The 18,502-nt window shown below is 71.3% G+C and carries 16 protein-coding genes; 7 read left to right on the forward strand and 9 right to left on the reverse strand.

The features are described 5' to 3' along the window. Positions 1–66: 66 nt before the first annotated feature. A complete protein-coding gene (locus ACFYMU_RS21020; protein ID WP_388375062.1) occupies positions 67–606 on the reverse strand; it encodes a GtrA family protein in 540 nt (179 codons plus the stop codon). Positions 607–829: 223 nt separating this feature from the next. Between ACFYMU_RS21020 and ACFYMU_RS21025 the strand changes: the two genes are divergently transcribed. From ACFYMU_RS21025 to ACFYMU_RS21035, 3 genes are read left to right on the forward strand one after another with little or no spacing between them, the layout of a single operon-like run. Beyond that, positions 830–1,969 (forward strand): 5-(carboxyamino)imidazole ribonucleotide synthase, encoded by a 1,140-nt coding sequence (locus ACFYMU_RS21025; RefSeq protein WP_388375064.1) that lies wholly within the window; start codon positions 830–832, stop codon positions 1,967–1,969. Beyond that, on the forward strand, positions 1,966–2,493 hold the full coding sequence (gene purE / locus ACFYMU_RS21030) for a 5-(carboxyamino)imidazole ribonucleotide mutase (RefSeq protein WP_388375067.1): 528 nt from the start codon (positions 1,966–1,968) through the stop codon (positions 2,491–2,493). Before ACFYMU_RS21025 ends, purE begins: the two co-directional genes overlap by 4 nt. Positions 2,494–2,498: 5 nt before the next feature. Beyond that, on the forward strand, positions 2,499–3,677 hold the full coding sequence (locus tag ACFYMU_RS21035) for a dipeptidase (RefSeq protein WP_388375069.1): 1,179 nt from the start codon (positions 2,499–2,501) through the stop codon (positions 3,675–3,677). Between the two features lie 65 nt (positions 3,678–3,742). On the opposite strand, the gene ACFYMU_RS21040 is transcribed toward ACFYMU_RS21035, so the two are convergent. Further along, a complete protein-coding gene (locus tag ACFYMU_RS21040; RefSeq protein ID WP_388375072.1) occupies positions 3,743–4,900 on the reverse strand; it encodes an acyl-CoA dehydrogenase in 1,158 nt (385 codons plus the stop codon). A 175-nt stretch (positions 4,901–5,075) separates the two neighbouring features. Here ACFYMU_RS21040 and ACFYMU_RS21045 point away from each other — a divergent pair, with 175 nt between their 5' ends. Then, the gene (locus ACFYMU_RS21045) at positions 5,076–6,419 is read left to right on the forward strand and encodes a UDP-glucose dehydrogenase family protein (protein WP_388375075.1); all 1,344 of its coding nucleotides are present in this window, start codon (positions 5,076–5,078) and stop codon (positions 6,417–6,419) included. 118 nt (positions 6,420–6,537) lie between these two features. Here ACFYMU_RS21045 and ACFYMU_RS21050 read toward each other — a convergent pair whose 3' ends face one another. Further along, positions 6,538–7,032 (reverse strand): CGNR zinc finger domain-containing protein, encoded by a 495-nt coding sequence (locus ACFYMU_RS21050; protein WP_388375078.1) that lies wholly within the window; start codon positions 7,030–7,032, stop codon positions 6,538–6,540. Between the two features lie 140 nt (positions 7,033–7,172). Between ACFYMU_RS21050 and ACFYMU_RS21055 the strand changes: the two genes are divergently transcribed. Next, positions 7,173–7,532: a VOC family protein gene (locus tag ACFYMU_RS21055; RefSeq protein WP_388375081.1), complete on the forward strand. Its 360-nt coding sequence runs from the start codon at positions 7,173–7,175 to the stop codon at positions 7,530–7,532. Positions 7,533–7,629: 97 nt separating this feature from the next. On the opposite strand, the gene ACFYMU_RS21060 is transcribed toward ACFYMU_RS21055, so the two are convergent. Further along, positions 7,630–8,913: an LCP family protein gene (locus ACFYMU_RS21060; RefSeq protein ID WP_388375084.1), complete on the reverse strand. Its 1,284-nt coding sequence runs from the start codon at positions 8,911–8,913 to the stop codon at positions 7,630–7,632. 120 nt (positions 8,914–9,033) lie between these two features. Here ACFYMU_RS21060 and ACFYMU_RS21065 point away from each other — a divergent pair, with 120 nt between their 5' ends. Then, entirely contained in the window at positions 9,034–9,606 is a 573-nt protein-coding gene (locus ACFYMU_RS21065) for an acyl-CoA thioesterase (RefSeq protein WP_388375087.1), read from the forward strand. A gap of 106 nt (positions 9,607–9,712) precedes the next feature. Here the strand turns inward: ACFYMU_RS21065 and ACFYMU_RS21070 are convergent, their stop codons facing one another. Beyond that, positions 9,713–11,182, reverse strand: a complete 1,470-nt coding sequence (locus ACFYMU_RS21070) for an LCP family protein (protein WP_388375185.1) — start codon at positions 11,180–11,182, stop codon at positions 9,713–9,715. A 117-nt stretch (positions 11,183–11,299) separates the two neighbouring features. Here ACFYMU_RS21070 and ACFYMU_RS21075 point away from each other — a divergent pair, with 117 nt between their 5' ends. Continuing rightward, complete coding sequence (locus ACFYMU_RS21075; RefSeq protein WP_388375089.1) at positions 11,300–12,343, forward strand: glycosyltransferase family 2 protein; 1,044 nt, start codon at positions 11,300–11,302, stop codon at positions 12,341–12,343. Between the two features lie 79 nt (positions 12,344–12,422). Here the strand turns inward: ACFYMU_RS21075 and ACFYMU_RS21080 are convergent, their stop codons facing one another. The 4 genes from ACFYMU_RS21080 to ACFYMU_RS21095 form a co-directional block, all read right to left on the reverse strand. Then, complete coding sequence (locus ACFYMU_RS21080) at positions 12,423–14,090, reverse strand: LCP family protein (RefSeq protein ID WP_388375092.1); 1,668 nt, start codon at positions 14,088–14,090, stop codon at positions 12,423–12,425. Positions 14,091–14,280: 190 nt separating this feature from the next. After that, positions 14,281–16,023 carry an LCP family protein gene (locus tag ACFYMU_RS21085; RefSeq protein ID WP_388375095.1) on the reverse strand — a complete coding sequence of 581 codons (1,743 nt, stop codon included), beginning with the start codon at positions 16,021–16,023 and terminating at the stop codon, positions 14,281–14,283. Between the two features lie 238 nt (positions 16,024–16,261). Further along, entirely contained in the window at positions 16,262–17,416 is a 1,155-nt protein-coding gene (locus ACFYMU_RS21090) for an LCP family protein (RefSeq protein WP_388375188.1), read from the reverse strand. 320 nt (positions 17,417–17,736) lie between these two features. Continuing rightward, positions 17,737–18,492, reverse strand: a complete 756-nt coding sequence (locus tag ACFYMU_RS21095) for a TIGR03089 family protein (protein WP_388375098.1) — start codon at positions 18,490–18,492, stop codon at positions 17,737–17,739. Between the last annotated feature and the right edge of the window lie 10 nt (positions 18,493–18,502).

The following is an 18,502-nucleotide window of genomic DNA, read 5'->3' on the forward strand; positions in this document are numbered from 1 at the left end:
GAAGGCGGCGTGGAGGAGCGGGAGACGGGAAGGGCGGGAAGGGGAGCCGACCGGGTGGGCGCCGGATCAGCGGTGCACGCGCTGGTCGCGACGGCGCCGGGTCGCCTCCTCGAGTATCGACTCCGCGCCCACCACCGCCTCGCGGGCCGGCAGCGTCCGGAAGACCCACGAGCGGTACGACCAGAACCGGAACAGCGTCCCGAGGCCGATGCCGACGACCTTGAAGAGATTGCGCTGCAGCGAGCTGTCCCAGCCGAATCCGTAGATCGCCGTGTAGAGCACGCCGTTCTCGATCACGAGTCCCACCGCGCTGAACACCAGGAAGAGCGTGAGCTCCCTCGTCCTGCCGGTCTTGTCGCGGTCCCGGTACGTGAAGTAGCGGAAGCCCACGTAATTGAACGCGATGGCGACCACCGTCGCGATCACGTTGGCGCGCACGGCCTGCAGGTTCGTGGTGTGCCACAGGAGATTGGAGACCGCGAAGTTCACCAGCGTGCCGAGGCCGCCGACCGCGCCGAACTTGGCGATCTCACGCACCAACTGGTCGAGCTGCCTGCGCACCCCGTCGTGGGGTTTGTCCTGCAGGCCCGTGGAACCACTGCCCATCGTGTCGCAAGCCCCCGTCGGGTCGGGTCGTGTCGGTCCGTCGCATCGGCCGGTCGGCAGGGCACGCCGAGCGGTTCCGTCAACCACGCCATGCTAACCAGCGCCAGGGACCGGCGCCCGGGGGAGCATTCATGAGGACGGGAAGAACGCCGCCGACGGGCCGGGAGGATGCCGCCACGGGGAGGGAAACCGGCCACCCTGGCTCGCCCGATACCCTGGGTGCGTGACGTTCCCGGTAGTCGGCATGGTCGGCGGGGGGCAGCTCGCTCGTATGACACACGAGGCGGGCATCCCGCTCGGCATCAGGTTCAAGCTTCTCAGTGACACTCCGCAGGACTCCGCGGCCCAGGTCGTCAACGACGTCGTCGTCGGCGACCACCGCGACCTGGACACGCTGCGTGCCTTCGCGCAGGGCTGCGACGTGATCACCTTCGACCACGAGCACGTGCCCACCGAGCACCTGCGGGCCCTGGAGGCGGACGGCATCCCCGTGCGCCCCGGCCCGGACGCGCTCGTGCACGCCCAGGACAAGGGGGTGATGCGGGCCGGGCTCGACGCGATCGGGGTGCCGTGCCCGCGCCACCGGATCGTGAGCGACCCCCAGGACGTCGCCGCCTTCGCGGCCGAGGGCGAGGGATTCCCGGTCGTCCTGAAGACGGTCCGCGGCGGCTACGACGGCAAGGGCGTGTGGGTCGTCGGGTCGGTCGAGGAGGCCGCCGAGCCGTTCCGCGCCGGAGTCCCGGTCATCGCGGAGGAGAAGGTCGACTTCGTACGGGAGCTGGCCGCCAACGTCGTACGGTCGCCGCACGGCCAGGCCGTGGCCTACCCCGTGGTCGAGTCGCGGCAGGTGAACGGCGTGTGCGACACCGTCATCGCCCCCGCCCCCGGCCTCGACGGGGACCTGGCGATGCGCGCCGAGCAGCTGGCCCTGACGATCGCCAAGGAACTCGGCGTCGTCGGCCACCTCGCGGTCGAGCTGTTCCAGACCCGCGACGGACGCGTCCTCGTCAACGAGCTGGCGATGCGCCCGCACAACTCGGGCCACTGGACCCAGGACGGGGCGGTCACCTCGCAGTTCGCCAACCACGTCCGGGCGGTCCTCGACCTGCCGCTCGGCGACCCGCGCCCGCGGGCCCCGTGGACGGTCATGGTCAACGTCCTCGGCGGCGACTACCCCGACATGTACTCCGCGTACCTGCACTGCATGGCCCGCGACCCGCGACTGAAGATCCACATGTACGGCAAGGACGTGAAACCCGGCCGCAAGGTCGGCCACGTCAACACCTACGGCGACGACCTCGACGACGTGCTGGAGCGCGCCCGTCACGCTGCCGGCTACCTGAGAGGCACCATCACCGAATGAGTCCCGTTGCAGGCATCGTCATGGGGTCCGACTCCGACTGGCCCGTCATGGAGGCGGCCGCCCAGGCCCTCGACGAGTTCGAGATCCCGTATGAGGTCGACGTCGTCTCAGCGCACCGCATGCCGCGCGAGATGATCACGTACGGCGAGCAGGCCGTGGACCGCGGTCTGAAGGTGATCATCGCGGGGGCGGGCGGTGCCGCGCACCTGCCCGGCATGCTGGCCTCGGTGACCCCCCTGCCGGTGATCGGTGTCCCCGTCCCGCTGAAGTACCTGGACGGCATGGACTCCCTCCTGTCGATCGTGCAGATGCCGGCCGGGGTGCCGGTGGCCACGGTCTCGGTGGGCGGCGCCCGCAACGCCGGTCTGCTCGCGGCCCGCATCCTGGCCGCGCACGACGAGGAACTCCTCGGCCGCATGCGGGAGTTCCAGCAGGAACTCAACGACCAGGCCACCGAGAAGGGCAAGCGGCTGCGCTCCAAGGTCGACGGATCGGCGGGCTTCGGGTTCGGCTCGGGGAAGTGACCGCGATGACCTCGCTGGACCGAGCGCGGCTGCTGCTGCGGGAGTTCCCGGTCGTCGACGGGCACAACGACCTGCCCTGGGCGCTGCGCGAGCAGGTCCGCTACGACCTCGACGCCCGCGACATCGCCACCCACCAGGACGCGCATCTGCACACCGACCTGCCGCGACTGCGCGAGGGCGGCGTCGGCGCGCAGTTCTGGTCGGTGTACGTGCGCTGCGACCTGCCCGACCCGGTGGCCGCGACGCTCGAACAGATCGACTGCGTGGGCCGGCTGATCGCCCGGCACCCCGGGGAGCTGCAACGCGCCCTGACCGCCGCCGACATGGAGGCGGCGCGCGCGGGCGGCCGGATAGCCTCGCTGATGGGCGCGGAGGGCGGCCACTCGATCGCGAACTCCCTCGGCACGCTGCGGGGGCTGTACGAGCTGGGCGTGCGGTACCTCACGCTCACCCACAACGACAACGTGGCGTGGGCGGACTCGGCGACCGACGAGCCGCGGGCCGGGGGCCTGACCGCCTTCGGCCGCGAGGTCGTCCGTGAGATGAACCGCCTCGGCATGCTCGTCGACCTCTCGCACGTGGCGGCGACGACGATGCGGGACGCCCTCGACACCACGGACGCCCCGGTGATCTTCTCCCACTCCTCCGCCCGGGCCGTGTGCGACCACCCGCGCAACATCCCCGACGACGTGCTCGAGCGTCTGCCCGCCAACGGCGGGGTGGCGATGGTGACGTTCGTGCCGAAGTTCGTGCTCCGGGCCGCGGTCGACTGGACGGCCGCGGCGGACGAGAACATGCGCGCGCACGGCTTCCACCCCCTCGACACGACGGCCGAGGCGATGAAGGTGCACCGCGCCTTCGAGGAGCGCCACCCCCGCCCGGTCGCCACGGCCGCGACGGTCGCCGACCACCTGGACCACATGCGCGAGGTGGCCGGCGTCGACCATCTGGGCATCGGCGGCGACTACGACGGCACGGCCTTCACCCCCGAGGGCCTCGACGACGTCTCCGGCTACCCGAACCTGATCGCGGAACTCCTCGACCGCGGCTGGTCGACGACCGACCTGGCCAAGCTGACCTGGCAGAACGCGGTACGGGTGCTGGGCGCCGCCGAGGACGTGGCGCGCGACCTGCGGGCCCGGCGCGGCCCGTCGAACGCGACCCTGGAGCAGCTGGACGGCTGACGCACGAAAGGGGGCACCCCGCGGGGTGCCCCCGAGTGCCGCGCCCGGCGACACCGTGCCGCGCGCTACGGCAGGTTGCGCGCCATCACGATCCGCTGGATCTGGTTCGTGCCCTCATAAATCTGCGTGATCTTCGCGTCGCGCATCATGCGCTCGACCGGGTAGTCGCGGGTGTAGCCGTAGCCGCCGAGCAGCTGGACGGCGTCCGTGGTGACCTCCATCGCCACGTCCGACGCGAAGCACTTGGCCGCGGCACCCTGGAAGGTCAGGTCGGCGTCGCCACGCTCGGACTTGGCGGCGGCCGCGTACGTCAGCTGCCGGGCCGCCTCGATCTTCATGGCCATGTCGGCGAGCATGAACTGAAGGCCCTGGAAGTCGCCGATCGGCTTGCCGAACTGCTTGCGCTCCCGGACGTAGTTCTTGGCGTAGTCGAACGCGCCCTGGGCGACGCCGAGAGCCTGGGCGGCGATGGTGATGCGGGTGTGGTCGAGGGTCGCCATCGCCGTGGCGAAGCCGGTGCCCTCCTCGCCGATCATGCGGTCGGCCGGGATGCGCACGTTGTCGAAGTAGACCTCGCGGGTGGGGGAGCCCTTGATGCCGAGCTTCTTCTCCGGGGCCCCGAAGGAGACACCCTCGTCCGACTTCTCGACGACGAACGCCGATATGCCCTTGGAGCGCTTCTCCGGGTCGGTCACCGCCATCACCGTGTAGTACTCGGAGACGCCCGCGTTGGTGATCCAGCGCTTCACGCCGTTGAGGACCCAGTGGTCACCGTCGCGCACCGCCCGCGTCCTCATGCCGGCCGCGTCGGAGCCCGCCTCCGGCTCCGAGAGGCAGTACGAGAACATCGCGTCGCCCTTGGCCAGCGGGCCCAGGTACTTCTTCTTCAGCTCCTCGGAGCCGGAGAGCATCACCGGCAGGGAGCCGAGCTTGTTCACCGCGGGGATCAGGGAGGAGGACACGCACACGCGTGCCACCTCCTCGATCACGATGACGGTGGCGAGGGCGTCGGCGCCCGCGCCGCCGTACTCCTCGGGCACGTGGACCGCGTGCAGGTCGTTCGCGACGAGGGCGTCCAGCGCCTCCTGCGGGAACCGCGCCTCCTCGTCCACCGCGGTGGCGTGCGGCGCGATCTTCGCCTCGGCCAGCGAGCGGATGGCGTCGCGGAGCATGTCGTGCTCCTCGGACGGGCGGTACAGGTCGAAGTCAGCCGATCCGGCCAAGGTCTCTCACGCTCCAAAGACACAGTGGTGCCGACGCTAATTACCGTTAAGTAACCCGAATTTTAGGGGTACGCCCACCTGAGTGATACGTGAGCTTGGCGACAGCGGGAAACGTGCCCGCTGAGGCGCCCGGCTATGCTCGGCTCGGATTCGCCGCATATCCTCTGGAGCACCCATGAGCCTCAAGATCACCGTGATCGGCACCGGCTATCTCGGCGCGACGCACGCCGCGGCCATGGCCGAGCTGGGGTTCGAGGTGATGGGACTCGACGTCGTTCCCGAGAAGATCGAGATGCTGCAGCGGGGCGAGGTCCCGATGTACGAACCCGGCCTCGGGGACCTGCTGCGCAAGCACGTCACGGGAATCGAGGGCTCCACCGGGCGGCTGCGCTTCACGATGGACTGGGCCGAGGTGGCGGACTTCGGGGACATCCACTTCGTGTGCGTGAACACCCCCCAGAAGCACGGCGAGTACGCGTGCGACATGTCGTACGTCGACGCCGCGATCGCGTCGCTGGCTCCGCATCTGAAGGCTCCCGCCCTGGTCGTCGGCAAGTCGACGGTGCCCGTCGGTTCCGCGGACCGCCTGGCCGCCTACCTCGCCGAGCACGCACCCGTCGGTGAGGACGCCGAACTGGCCTGGAACCCCGAGTTCCTGCGCGAGGGCTTCGCCGTCCAGGACACGCTGCGCCCCGACCGGATCGTGGTCGGCGTGCGCAGCGAGGGGGCCGAGAAACTGCTGCGCGAGGTGTACGCGACGCCCGTCGGCGAGGGCTCGCCCTTCATCGTCACCGACTTCCCGACCGCCGAGCTGGTGAAGGTCTCGGCGAACTCCTTCCTCGCCACCAAGATCTCCTTCATCAACGCGATGGCGGAGGTGTGCGAGGCCGCGGGAGCCGACGTGGCCATGCTGGCGGAGGCCATCGGCCACGACGACCGGATCGGCAGGAAGTTCCTGCGGGCCGGCATCGGCTTCGGCGGCGGGTGCCTCCCGAAGGACATCCGCGCCTTCATGGCGCGCGCGGGCGAGCTCGGTGCCGACCAGGCGCTGACCTTCCTGCGCGAGATCGACTCCATCAACATGCGCCGGCGCGGCCAGATGGTCGAGATGGCGCGCGAGGCGTTGGGCGGCGGCTCGTTCCTCGGCAAGCGTGTCGCGGTGCTCGGTGCGACGTTCAAGCCCGACTCCGACGACGTACGCGACTCGCCCGCGCTGAACGTCGCCGGGCAGATCCACCTCCAGGGCGGCCAGGTCACCGTCTACGACCCCAAGGGCATGGACAACGCCCGGCGGGTGTTCCCGACGCTCGGGTACGCCCGCTCGGCGCTGGAAGCGGTCCGCGGCGCCGATGTCGTGCTGCACCTCACGGAGTGGCGTGAGTTCCGTGAGCTGGACCCGGAGGTGCTGGGCAGGGCGGTCGGCTCCCGCGTGGTCCTCGACGGCCGCAACACGCTCGACCAGGATCTGTGGCGCCGGGCGGGGTGGACGTACCGGGCGATGGGCCGCCCCACCGCGTAGGTCCCAGGGGTGACGCCGGTCCGGCCGAGGCTCAGTCGGCCGGACCGGCGTCCTGCTGCATTCTGCACCACCGCGGTCGTCTGTGCCTCAGGAGTGCCCAACCACGCCGACCGGCGGTCTACTTGGCCCGGTACCGGCGCATCTTCGCGCGTGCCCCGCACACCGACATCGAGCACCAGCGCCGTCTCCCGGCCGGACTGCGGTCGTAGTACGCCCAGTGGCACTCGGGCAGTTCGCAGGCCTTGAGGCGCAGCCAGGTGCCCGCGGTGAGGGCCTCCGCGACGGCCGCCGCGACCCGGGACAGCAGGGCCCCCCGGTCGGCGGGTGCCAGGACCGCCGAGCCGTCGTGTTCGTCGACGGCCACCAGCAGGGGTGCCCGCGTGAGCAGCCGGCCCAGGGGCGTCACCTCGCGGTGCGGCGCGTGGCCCGCGTGCGCGAGGCAGACGGCGCGCAGCGACTCCCGCAGCTCGCGCACCTCGGCCAGGTCGCGCTCCGCGACGCCGAACTCGGCGCGCCCCTCGGGTGTGTCCAGGCGGTCCGCGCCCGACTCCAGGTCCAGGGTGTTGACCAGGGCCTCCACCAGCGCGAGGCCACCGGGGGCTCTGTCACTCATGTCTGCGACCTCATGCCCGCGACGTTACCTCTCGGATTTCCCCTTGCGACGTTACCCCTTATGCGGCAGCATCCAGTAACGGTTACCGGTTGGCGGCTGCTACAGGTAACACGGATGTGTCGACGTACAAGGAGGAAGTCATGGCTCTCGCCAAGCTGGGCGGCGTGGTTCTCGACTGTCCCGACCCGCGCTCGCTCGCGGGTTTCTACGCCGAGCTGCTCGGCGGCACCGTGGAGGGGGACGGCGACTGGGCCGACCTGAAGGTGCCCGGCGGCGGGTCGCTGTCGTTCCAGGCCGCGCCCGGGTACGTACCGCCGAAGTGGCCGGCCCCGGACGGCTCCCAGCAACTGCACCTGGACCTCGCCGTCGAGGACCTGGAGGCCGCCGAGAGCGGCGTCCTCGCGCTCGGTGCCCGGCCACTGGACACGGAGGACCGCTCCCGCACCTGGCGCGTCTACGCGGACCCGGCGGGGCACCCGTTCTGCCTCTGCGCCTGCTGACTGTTCCCGGGCGCATCGCCCGGGATGCGCGAAGGGCCCCGCCGAACTGCTTCGGCGGGGCCCTTCGCGGTGCGGCGGTATGCGGGAGGCGCGGGGATCAGTTGCCCGTCACCGTCACCTTCTCGTCGTTCTTCAGCTGGTTCACCAGCGTCTTGACCTTGTTCTTGTCCCACACCAGGTTGCCGCCGCTGGAGCCGGAGATCGGCATGTTCATCGACGTCCCGTCGCCGCCGGAGACGCCCTTCATCGACCAGAACATGTCGGCCAGGTCCCACAGGCTCATGTCCTTGTCGACCGTCAGCGAGTCCAGGCCCGCACCCATCGTCGGGTAGAGCCTGAAGGGGTTGAGGACCGTGGACGGGGTCGCCACCTGGTGGGCCAGCGCGGACAGGAACTTCTGCTGGTTCTTCGTGCGCTGCAGGTCGCTCGTGGCGAAGGCGTGCCGGGTACGGACGAAGGCCAGGGCCTCCTCGCCGTTCAGCGTCTGCTTGCCCGCCTGGAAGTCGGCGCCCGAGTACTTGTCCTTGAAGCCCTTGTCGATCGTGATCTCGACCCCGCCGACCGCGTCCACGATCTTCGCGAAGCCGCCGAAGCCGATCTCCGCGTAGTGGTCGATGTGCAGCCCGGTGTTGAACTCGACCGTGCGGACCAGCAGTTCGGGACCGTCCGTGGCGTACGCGGCGTTCAGCTTGGTGTGGCGGCCCGTGCCCTGGTAGATCTTGCCGGACTCGGAGCCCTTGAACGTCGGGATCTCCACGTCCGAGTCGCGGGGCAGGGAGATGAGCGTGGAACCGTTGTCGCCGGTGTGCAGGATCATCATCGTGTCCGTGCGCTTGCCCTCGGCGGACCCGGTGTGCAGCTTCTTCTTGTCGTCGGCCGACATGCCCGCGCGGCTGTCGGAGCCGACGATCAGGTAGTTGGTGCCTTCGCCGGACGCGGGCCGGTCGATGACCTTGGACAGGTCGACGTCACGGTGGAGCTTGGAGTCGGCCCAGAAGTACGTGGTCACCGAGGTCACCACCAGCGCGGTGACCAGCGTGATCGCGGTCCACTTGATCCGGCGGCGCCAGTTCGGGCGCGACCGGTAGTGGTCGAGCTCCGGGTCCGGGTCGTTGTCGTTGGGTATGAAACCGCCGCCGCGCCGGCCGCCGCCGCCGTAGACCTGGCCCGTGTTGTAGGGGCTGTCGGGGGCGCCGTACCCCTGGTCGCCGTAGGCCGGCTGCTGCGGTACCCCGCCGTACGGCGGAGCGCCCTGAGGGTCGCCGGGTCCGCGCCGGACCTGGCGCATCACACGGGCGCCCTCCGGCCGCGCGCTGGTGCTGCCGCGTCCGAAGCTGGTGCCGCGGCTGTCGTTGGACGATCCCTCGGGCCACTGGTTCATGGGCCCCAGTGTGCCGGGTGGGGCCATGTGCCTTACAAGGGCCGGTGAAGAACGGGGTCAGTGCTGTTGCCAAGCTGACACAAAGTCTCCCGGAGAAAGGTCCGGCATAAGGTGGAGGGCATGACAGACCAGGCCTCTGCCCCGGACGTCGCAGGTCCGGGCGAATCCACGGGCGATCTCCCGGGGAAGCCCACCGCGGCGTCCCGGACCACCCTCAGCCACATCATGACCCACAACGACACCAACCTGCTGGGCACGGTGCACGGTGGCGTGATCATGAAACTCGTCGACGACGCGGCGGGGGCCGTGGCCGGCCGGCACTCCGGCGGCCCGGCCGTCACCGCGTCCATGGACGAGATGGCCTTCCTGGAGCCGGTCAGGGTCGGCGACCTCGTGCATGTGAAGGCCCAGGTCAACTGGACCGGCCGCACCTCGATGGAGATCGGCGTCCGCGTCCTGGCCGAACGCTGGAACGAGTCGGCGCCGCCCACCCAGGTCGGCTCGGCGTACCTGGTCTTCGCGGCGGTCGACGCCGACGGCAAGCCCCGGCAGGTGCCGCCGGTCATACCCGAGACGGAGCGGGACAAGCGCCGCTACCAGGAGGCCCAGATCCGCCGCACCCACCGCCTGGCGCGGCGCCGCGCGATCAGGGAACTGCGGGAGAGCAGGGTGGTGGAGGGCCGCGACGACTGAGCGGCGACTGAGTGTCGACCGACGAGAAGTGAGTGGCGACGGAGCGTCGACCGACGAGAAGTGAGTGAGGGACGCGGGGCCGAGGGCGCGTGGCGGTGCCGCGCCGCTACGGGCACACCACCTGGTCCCCGGTCACCACCTCCTGCGGGCCCTTCGGCTCCGACGCCCGTACCGGCCGCACCTCCTTGAAGTCCGCGCCCGCGATCACCGTCAGCGTCGGTCCCCGGCCCGGTGTCGCGCGCAGCTCGCTGCCCGGCAGGGCCGCGGCGAGGGTCCTCGCCGAGCGGTCCCAGCGCGGGTCGTAGACGATGACCGTGCGCCGCGTCGCCCTGTTCGCGGCGTTCCCCGGCTGCCGCGTCGTCCGGAAGCCGTCGGCCGCGAGCGCGTCGTCCACCCGCTTGCCGAGTCCCTCCGTGACCGTGCCGTTCTCGATCCGCACCCGGATCTGCTGCGGGGGCACGTCCACCCGCGTCGCGGCCGGGCCCTTCTTGTCCGGGTGGGGCGGGGCGAGCGGCCTGTCGTCGCGCAGCGCCTGGAACAACGCCCCGGCCTTCGCGTCGTCCCACTTCACGGTCGAGCCGAGGTCGTTGCCCCGGTAGCCCATCTGCGCGATCGGCACGGTCGTGAACTCCGAGGAGCGCGGCGAGAAGGTCCGCATCGCCCGGCCCAGGTCGAGCAGCTGGTCCGTGCCGAAGCCACGGTCCGCCCGCACGGAGCCCAGCACCGCCCGTGTCACGTCCCGGAACCTGATCGGGTTCAGCATCATGCCCGACGACGTCGCCCGGTCGACGAGCGCCGCCAGGAACCTCTGCTGCCGCTGCATCCGGCCCAGGTCGGACGCCCCGTCGATGTGCCGGGACCGCACGTACTGAAGCGCCTGCCCGCCCTTGAGCACATGGGTGCCCGCGGGCAGGTCCAGTCCGGTGTACGGGTCCTTCAGCGGCTTCGGGGTGCACAGCCGGACACCGCCGAGGACGTCCACCGTCTTCATGAAGCTGACGAAGTCGACCTCCAGATAGTGGTCGATCTTGAGGTGCGTCATGTTCTCGATCGTGCGCACCGTCAGGTTGGGGCCGCCCTCCGCGTACGCCGCGTTCAGCTTGATCGGATGGGGGCCGTGCCGCTGCCCGGTGGTCAGGTCCGTGTGCGCCGGGGCCTGCGCGTACGAGTCGCGCGGCAGGCTCACGACGGTGGCCCGGTCCCGGTGCGCCGAGATGTGCACGATCATGACCGTGTCGGTGCAGTGGCAGGCCGTGCCGCCGAGGCGGTACGCCCGCCGCTGCGCGTTCGCGACCCTGTCGCGGCCGTCGGTGCCGACCAGCAGGATGTTCATGCCGTGGCCGGCCTCGGGGCGGTTCTTCATGTCCTTGAAGGGATCGACCCGGGCGATGCCCTCGTCGAGGCTGGTGATCACGGCGTGCCCGATGCCGGCCGACGCGAGGACGGCCACGGAGAGCGTGGTGACCGCCCGAACGGCCCAGCCGGGCCTCTTCCGCGGGGCGCGCGGTCGCTGCCCGGGGGAGCGGACCGGTGGACGGCGCGCGGGCGCGCGGGTCGGTGCGGGCACGGGGGACACCTCCGCGGGGCTGGGCGTGGGATCCGTGAGCACCGTAGGCCGATACGATCTGCGGCCCGGGGCGGCGCCCGGGCGGCGCGCACCGGTGTCCCCCGTTCGCGGTAACGTGAGGCCCCTATGAACGCGAAGTCCGACGTGCAGCTTCCCGCCGTGTCCGTGATCATGCCCGTCCTCAACGAGGAGCGGCATCTGCGCGGAGCCGTCCAAGCGATCCTCGCCCAGGAGTACGCCGGCGAGACGGAGGTCGTGATCGCCCTCGGCCCGTCCACGGACCGCACGGACGAGATCGCCGCGGAACTGGTCCGCGAGACCGCGTCCGATCCCCGCGTGCGCGTGCACACGGTCCCCAACCCGACCGGCCGCACGCCCGCCGCGCTCAACGCCGCCATCAAGGCGTCCCGCCACCCCGTCGTGGTCCGCGTCGACGGGCACGGCATGCTCTCGCCGGACTACATCGCGACCGCCGTGCGCCTCCTGGAGGAGACCGGCGCGCAGAACGTCGGCGGCATCATGCACGCCGAGGGCGAGAACGACTGGGAGCACGCGGTCGCCGCCGCGATGACCTCGAGGATCGGTGTGGGGAACGCCGCCTTCCACACGGGCGGCGAGGCCGGACCGGCCGACACGGTCTACCTCGGTGTCTTCCGGCGCGAGGCCCTGGAGCGGCAGGGCGGCTACAACGAGGAGTTCATCCGCGCCCAGGACTGGGAGCTCAACTTCCGCATCCGCGAGGCGGGCGGCCTCATCTGGTTCTCGCCGGAGCTGAGGGTGTCGTACCGCCCCCGGCCCTCGGTGCGCGCGCTCGCCAAGCAGTACAAGGACTACGGACGCTGGCGGCACGTGGTCGCCCGCTTCCACCAGGGCTCCATCAATCTGCGCTATCTTGCCCCGCCGGCCGCGGTCTGCGCGATCGCCGCGGGCATCGTGACGGGCGTCGCGCTGACCCCGTGGGGCCTCGTGGTCCCCGGCGGCTACCTCGCGGCGATCGTCCTCGGCTCCGTCCCCGCCGGCAGGGGCCTGCCGCTGAAGGCACGGCTGCAGATCCCCGTCGCTCTCGCCACCATGCACCTGTCGTGGGGCTGGGGGTTCCTGACCAGTCCCAAGGCGCTGGCGAAGAAGGTCATCGCCTCGCGCCGGCCGGCGGTCGTCGCGACGCGGTGAGGTGGGCGCGCCCGGCCGGGACCTCTCGGGCCGGGCGGCCGGGGCCCCTCCGTGGCGGAGAGGGCCCCGGGACGAGCGGTCACCAGGTGTAGTTCGGGTCCACCGTCATGCACTTCTTCGTCGCGCCGTTGAGGGCGTCCGCGGACGACGGCGTCGAGTCGTTCTCCTTGGGGGCCTCGTAGGTCGTGCCCGACCGCCAGTCGGCGCCCACGACGAGGGCGACCCCGGAGACGTCCGTCGACTTCTTCACCGAACTCATCGGGATGCCCAGCGCCTTGGCGACCCGCTGGGCGTCGCCCTTCAGGTCCGCGCTGGGATAGCGGACCACCGTCCTGTCCTCGGCCGGCGCCGCCGAGGAGTCGGTCCTGGCCTGGGTGAAGCCCTTGCCCACGAGGAGCTGGGCCACCGTGCCGGCCCGTCCCCGCACCGGCCCCAGCGTGGACGTCCGGGTGCCGTTCTGCACCTGCACGGCGATCTTGTCGTCGGTGTCCGTCGGGGCCACCGTCGCCTCCGCCACGGGCTTCTTCTTCGCGCCCTTGCCGTCCAGCGGGATGTCCTCGCGCACCAGGCGGAACAGCTGCTCCGCGTCACCCGGCTTGGGCCGCACCCGGGCACCGGCGTACACGTACGGCATCGTCGTCATCGTGATGCGGTCGGCGGGCACCTTCTTCAACTCGGTGCTCAGGTCGTAGAGCTTGGCGACCGTGCCCAGCCCCTTGTCGACGGTGAGCGCCTTGGTGGCCGTCTCCGCGAGCTTGCGCAGCTTGTCCGGGTTGCTCAGCGTGGCGTTGGTCCGCAGCTGGCGGACCAGCGCGCCCATGTACTGGTGCTGCGCCTTGGTCCGGGCGATGTCGCTGCCGTCCTCGAACCCGTACCGGGTGCGCAGCCACTGCAGGGCCTGCGTGCCCTTGATGTACGTGGTGCCCGCCGTGAGCTTCAGGCCGGAGCCGTGGCCGGAGGCCGTGTGGGAGTAGATGTTCTTGTCCACGCACACCGGGACGCCCCCGATCGCGTCGGCCATCGACACCACGCCCGCGAAGTCGACCATGAGGAAGTGGTCGATGTGGATGTCGGTGAGCTTCTCCCAGGTGGCGACCGTGCAGCCGGGGCCGCCGCGGCGCAGCGAGTCGTTCGTTATCTCCGACGCCGTGGTCGGGTAGACCTGCCCGGTCTTCGGGTCGGTGCACTTGGGGATCGTCAGCAGGGTGTCGCGCGGCATGCTGACCACGGACATGTTGCTGCGGTCCGCCGAGACGTGCAGCAGCATCTGGACGTCGGCGCGGGCCGGCCCCCCGAAGGTGTCCCTCGCGCCGCCGAGCTTCTGGTTCTCCGCGGAGTCACGCGCGTCCGACCCGAGGAGCAGGATGTTCAGCGGGGTCTGGCCCGCCGCGTTCGGCTTCGACTCGGCCGCACGGTCCTTCTCGTCGCCGATGTTGAGGTCGTCCTTCTTCAGGTTGTCGTTCAGATGCTGGTAGTAGAGATATCCGGCACCGGCGGTGCCGAGTATCACGACCGCCAGAACCGTCGCCGACCAGCGCAGGACGCGCCGTCTGCGGCGCGGGCGTTCGCCCCGGCCGCGCTGCGCCGACGGCGGACCGCCGCCGTCCTGAACGGCGTCGCCGCCGTTCTCGTACAGACTGTCGTCCCAGCCCAGTTCACCGGCGTCCCGGCCACGTGGTCGCGCCCCCTTCTTACGTACGCTGCCCTGCACCAAGTCCCTGCCCTCCCCACCCTGTGCCCGACACATGCCGGTCCGTCCCGTGGTCCCGGAGCACGCCGGGATGCGTTCTTCCGGACTGTTCGCCGTACGGTGAGACGCCCGTGGCACCCCAACGGATGTGCTGCGCGTCCCGCTGTACACACGGCGCGCCCGCCGGGTCGCACACCCGGCGGGCGCGTCCGCGTCCGGTAAGACGCACAACGGACCGGTCAGGTCATCACGTCGAGCACACTTGCTTGTCCGCCGTGGCCTTCTGAAGGTTCTCCGGCGCCTTGCTGGGCGCGGTCAACGAGACCCCGGCGCCCTTGAAGTCCTTGCCGAGGGTCAGCACGATCGCCGGCAGCCCCTGGGCGTTCTTCTCGCTCTTGCCCGGCTTCATCGCCGACGCGGGCAACCCCATGATGTCGGCCAGTTTGCGTGCCTGGTCGGCCTGGTCCGGAGCGTACTCCAGGGTCGTCCTGGCGAGGGGTGCGGCCGCGTTGCCCAGCTGGCTGGACTTGAGGACGCCCTGGTTGTTCTGCAGCCAGTCGAGAGTCGTCTGTGCGCTGCCGGCAGGCGCGCCGCCGTTGTAGATGTCGACGCGGACGTCGGAGGCGGCCGAGCGGGCCCCCTTGAGGCGGGCGGACACCGCGGCGTTCTCCTGCTTCTTCTTCTGCTTGACGTCGGTCAGCGAGACGTCGTCGTTGATCATCTGGAACAGCTGCCCGGCATCCGGCTCCCTGAGGACGACCGTCGCCTTGATCTTCTCGGCGGGGTTGTCGTCCACCGGCACCGTGGCGAAGGTGATGTTCTTGGGCGGCACCTTCTTCAGCTCCAGGGCGACGTCCTTGAGCCTGCTCACCTTGCCGATGCCGGTGTCGACGGTGAGCGCCTTGGTGGCGGCCTCCGCCAGGTCCAGCAGCTTGCCGGGGTCGGTGAGAGTGTCGCTGGAGGTCATCTTGCGGGCCAGCGCGCCGAGGAACTGCTGCTGCACCTTGATCCGGTCCAGGTCGCCCTGGTTGCCGAAGCTGTGCCGGGTGCGCACGAACGCGAGGGCCTGCTCGCCCTCGATCGTGGACTCGCCCTTGGGCAGCTTGAGGTGCGACTCCTTGTCGTTGATCGGCTTGCCCACGCAGACGTCGACGCCGCCCACCGCCGTGGTCAGCGTCTTCACCGCGTTGAAGTCGGCCATCATGAAGTGGTCGGGCGTGATGCCGGTGACCGCCTTGACCGTGCGCATCGTGCAGCCGGCGTCGCGGCCGCCCTGGCCGAAGCTCGTGTTGAAGCGGACGTGCTGCGTGCCGGGGATGACCTTGGTGGTGCCGTCGGGCTGCTTCGTCGGGCAGTCCGGGACGTCGACGATCAGGTCGCGCGGGATGCTCAGCGCCGTCGCGTTCGTCCGGTCCTTGGACACGTGCAGCAGGACGTTGGTGTCGGCGTGGCCGACGCTGTTCTTGTCGCCGTAGCCGGTGTTGCCCTTGCCGGTGCGCTTGTCGGTGCCGATGATCAGGATGTTGAAGGCGTCGTCCTTGCTGAAGCCGTTCTTCGCGGCGTCGCCGACGTCCGTCGTGCTGACGTTGTTCTCGAGGTGCTTGAGGTACAGGTAACCGGCGCCCGTGGCGGCGACCAGGACGAACGCCATGCCGCCGCCGGTCCACAGCAGGATCTTCTTCGCCTTGCCCTGCTTGGGCTGGGTACGGCCCCGGCGCCGCCCCGGCGGCTCGGCCGGTGCACCCCTGCGGCGGCGCTGCCCCGGCAGCGCGTCCGGGGCCGGCGCGTCCGGCGCGGGTCCCCGGCGGCCGGGTGCCGTGCGGCTGCCGCCCTGCGCGCGCCCCGCGGGATCTCCGCGCCGCGGTCTGGGCACGGCCGACTGCGGAGCGGAAGGACTCAGTCGCAGTTCGTATTCGCCGGTGTTCGGGTTGAGCACCCACTGGTCTGCGGGGTCCATGTTGTCCGCCCGCCCACGGCCTTGCGCGTCCACGGTTTCGAATCCTCCGTCGGGGCCACGCGGCGCCTTCCCCCTCGAGGCGCTCGGGTCTCTTCACCCGGTGCGCGAGCCCAGGTCGGAACTCGTGGGCGTGGCACCGGACCGCTCACACTATCCGCCCAGTTCGGCGTCGAGCGACGGCGGTGACACATTCCACTCCCCTACACCCGGGCAATCCGCCCCATTTCTCAGAGACTTCTTAGCTCCGGCGTCCCCGTGCTTGGTCCGTGCTTTACCCGCAGGCGTCCTGCGCGGCCGTGTTTCCGCGGAATGTGGGCGTGGGTTCGGGAGCGGGAGGCGACTTTTCGCTCGACATTCCGTCGCCGCGCGACTCCCCACCGTCACCGTAACCGGGTGATGCGGACGCCGTGGCGCTCGATTTCGCGGCCGAATCGTCCGGAAGCCGTTTCACGACCTCGACGGGCCGGTCCGCGCGCAGCCGTGTGAAGAGTTTTCCCGCGGCCGGTTGCACGAGTTGGTCCCGATTGGGGTCGGACGGGTACGAGGTGCGCGGCACCGTGAGGAACTGCACCCGTTCCGGAGGGAGCGTCCGCAGCCCGCGCACGAGGTCGTAGAGCCCGCGCAGGCTCGCCAGGCCCGGGTCCGTGGTCAGGGACGAGGTGGCCGCGTCCAGCACGGGGTAGAGCTTCGCCGGATTCAGCAGGACGCCGTCGCTGCGCACCTTGCCGAGCAGTGCGCCGAGGAAGCGCTGCTGGCGTTCCATCCGGTCCGTGTCACTGCCGTCGCCGAGGCTCTTGCGGGCGCGGACGTAGCCGAGCGCCTGCTCGCCGTCGAGCGTCACCCTGCCCGCCGGGAGCCTCACCCGGGCGTCCTTGTCGTCGATCGGCTCCTTCAGGCACACCTGGACGCCGTCGACCGCGTCGACCATCTCCTGGAAGCCGCGGAAGTCGACGACCACGTGGTGGTCGATGCGGATGTTCGTCAGCTTTTCGACGGTACGGATCGTGCAGGCCGAGCCGCCGCTCGCGAACGCGTAGTTGAACAGCGTGAACACCGGCGCGGAGCGGCTGCCGTCCGCCCTGCGGCAGCCCGGCACGTCGACCATGAGGTCGCGGGGGAGGGAGACGGCGGTGGCGCTGCGCCGGTCGGCGGCGAGGTGCAGCAGGATCACGGTGTCGGACCGCCCGGCCCCGGCATCGTGCCCGTAGCGGCCGTTGCCGTCGCCCGAGCGTGAGTCGGACCCGATGAGCAGGACGTTCTGCGCGCCGCGGACGAGCGCCGTGGGCCGCTCCTTCTCGTAGCGGGCGAGCTCGGAGGCGGCGTCGTTGTCCGCGGTGATGTTCGAGTCCAGCTTCTCGTACGCGGCCCACCCGGCGCCGGCGGCCCCGAGCGCGAGCAGGGCGAGCCCGAGCGCGGAGCGGCGCATCCAGCGCCGGCGCCGGCGGCGTATGAGGCCGGGGCCGGCGGGCGTGGCGCCGAGCGTGGGGCCGAGGGAGGGCCCGGGCAGGCGCGGGATGCCCGCCTCCGGCCGCCGTGGGGCGCCTTGGGTAGTCACTGCCGGGTCCACCCCCTTGTGGCGTACGAGCGTGTCGTGCTCTTACGACCATGACCCGGGGCGGGGGCGTGGGGCGGCCGGTGTTAGCCCGAACGGGCGGCGGGGACCGTGCGACGGACGCGTGGCCGCGGCTGTGCGCACCCACGTCTCACCGTGAGGCCCCGCGCGACCCGCCCGGCCCCGGCGGCGTCTCACCGCGCGGTGGCCGTCACCCTCTCGTTCTCGATCCGCTTGGCCAGCGCGTCCTCGTCGAGCCGTGCCAGATGGCGGCAGAGGACCACCGAGCCTCCCGTGGCCAGCGGCGCGTACAGCCCGGCGCTCAGGCCCTCCCAGGTGTCGTAGGGCAGCCCGGACAGCAGCCGGGAGCCGGGCCCGGTCAGGCCGAGCGCGGAGGCGTCCGCGCGAGCCCGCTCCACCACCTCCGCGCCCGTGTGCTCCGCCCCGGCGACGATGAGCGCCGGCTCCTCGGGCCCGGCGGGCGAGAAGGGCTGGAAGCGGTCGCCCTGGCCCGGCACCTCGACGGCGTAGTCGACGAAGCCGGCCGGGGGCTGCGGGAAGCGGCCGCCGAGGGGACGCAGGGCGAGAGCGACGCGCTCCCCGGGGCAGGCGCGTGCCGCGTCCAGAGAGTCGGGCCCGCTGACGACGACGTCGGCGGCCCCCGCGTCGCCGCCGACGTCCGCGACGGCACCCACGGACGCGCAGGCGAGCAGCCACACCGCCGTCTGCCAGTGCGCGGGCAGCAGCAGCGCGACCCGGTCGCCGGGCCCGGCGGCGAGGTCGCCCTGCAGGAGGTTGGCTGTCTTGGCCACCCAATTGGCGAAGGTGGCCACGGAGAGTTCGACGCGTTCGCCCGTGGCGTCGTCGTAGAAGGTCACCAGCGGGCGCGCGGGGTCCGCGGCGAGCGCGGATCGCAGCAGGTCGGCAGGGGTGCGGTCGGTGGCGTTCACGCGCGCAAGC

The sequence above is a fragment of the Streptomyces sp. NPDC007264 genome (assembly GCF_042869095.1).
Taxonomy (GTDB): Bacteria; Actinomycetota; Actinomycetes; order Streptomycetales; family Streptomycetaceae; genus Streptomyces.

Bases quoted from the DNA above. Each gene is read 5' to 3' on its own strand.
- ACFYMU_RS21090 (WP_388375188.1), bottom strand. From the start codon at position 17,416: ATGCGCCGCTCCGCGCTCGGGCTCGCCCTGCTCGCGCTCGGGGCCGCC.
- ACFYMU_RS21060 (WP_388375084.1), bottom strand. From the start codon at position 8,913: ATGAACCAGTGGCCCGAGGGATCGTCCAACGACAGCCGCGGCACCAGC.
- ACFYMU_RS21065 (WP_388375087.1), top strand. From the start codon at position 9,034: ATGACAGACCAGGCCTCTGCCCCGGACGTCGCAGGTCCGGGCGAATCC.
- ACFYMU_RS21080 (WP_388375092.1), bottom strand. From the start codon at position 14,090: ATGTGTCGGGCACAGGGTGGGGAGGGCAGGGACTTGGTGCAGGGCAGC.
- ACFYMU_RS21075 (WP_388375089.1), top strand. From the start codon at position 11,300: ATGAACGCGAAGTCCGACGTGCAGCTTCCCGCCGTGTCCGTGATCATG.
- purE (WP_388375067.1), top strand. From the start codon at position 1,966: ATGAGTCCCGTTGCAGGCATCGTCATGGGGTCCGACTCCGACTGGCCC.
- ACFYMU_RS21055 (WP_388375081.1), top strand. From the start codon at position 7,173: ATGGCTCTCGCCAAGCTGGGCGGCGTGGTTCTCGACTGTCCCGACCCG.
- ACFYMU_RS21045 (WP_388375075.1), top strand. From the start codon at position 5,076: ATGAGCCTCAAGATCACCGTGATCGGCACCGGCTATCTCGGCGCGACG.
- ACFYMU_RS21050 (WP_388375078.1), bottom strand. From the start codon at position 7,032: ATGAGTGACAGAGCCCCCGGTGGCCTCGCGCTGGTGGAGGCCCTGGTC.
- ACFYMU_RS21035 (WP_388375069.1), top strand. From the start codon at position 2,499: ATGACCTCGCTGGACCGAGCGCGGCTGCTGCTGCGGGAGTTCCCGGTC.
- ACFYMU_RS21020 (WP_388375062.1), bottom strand. From the start codon at position 606: ATGGGCAGTGGTTCCACGGGCCTGCAGGACAAACCCCACGACGGGGTG.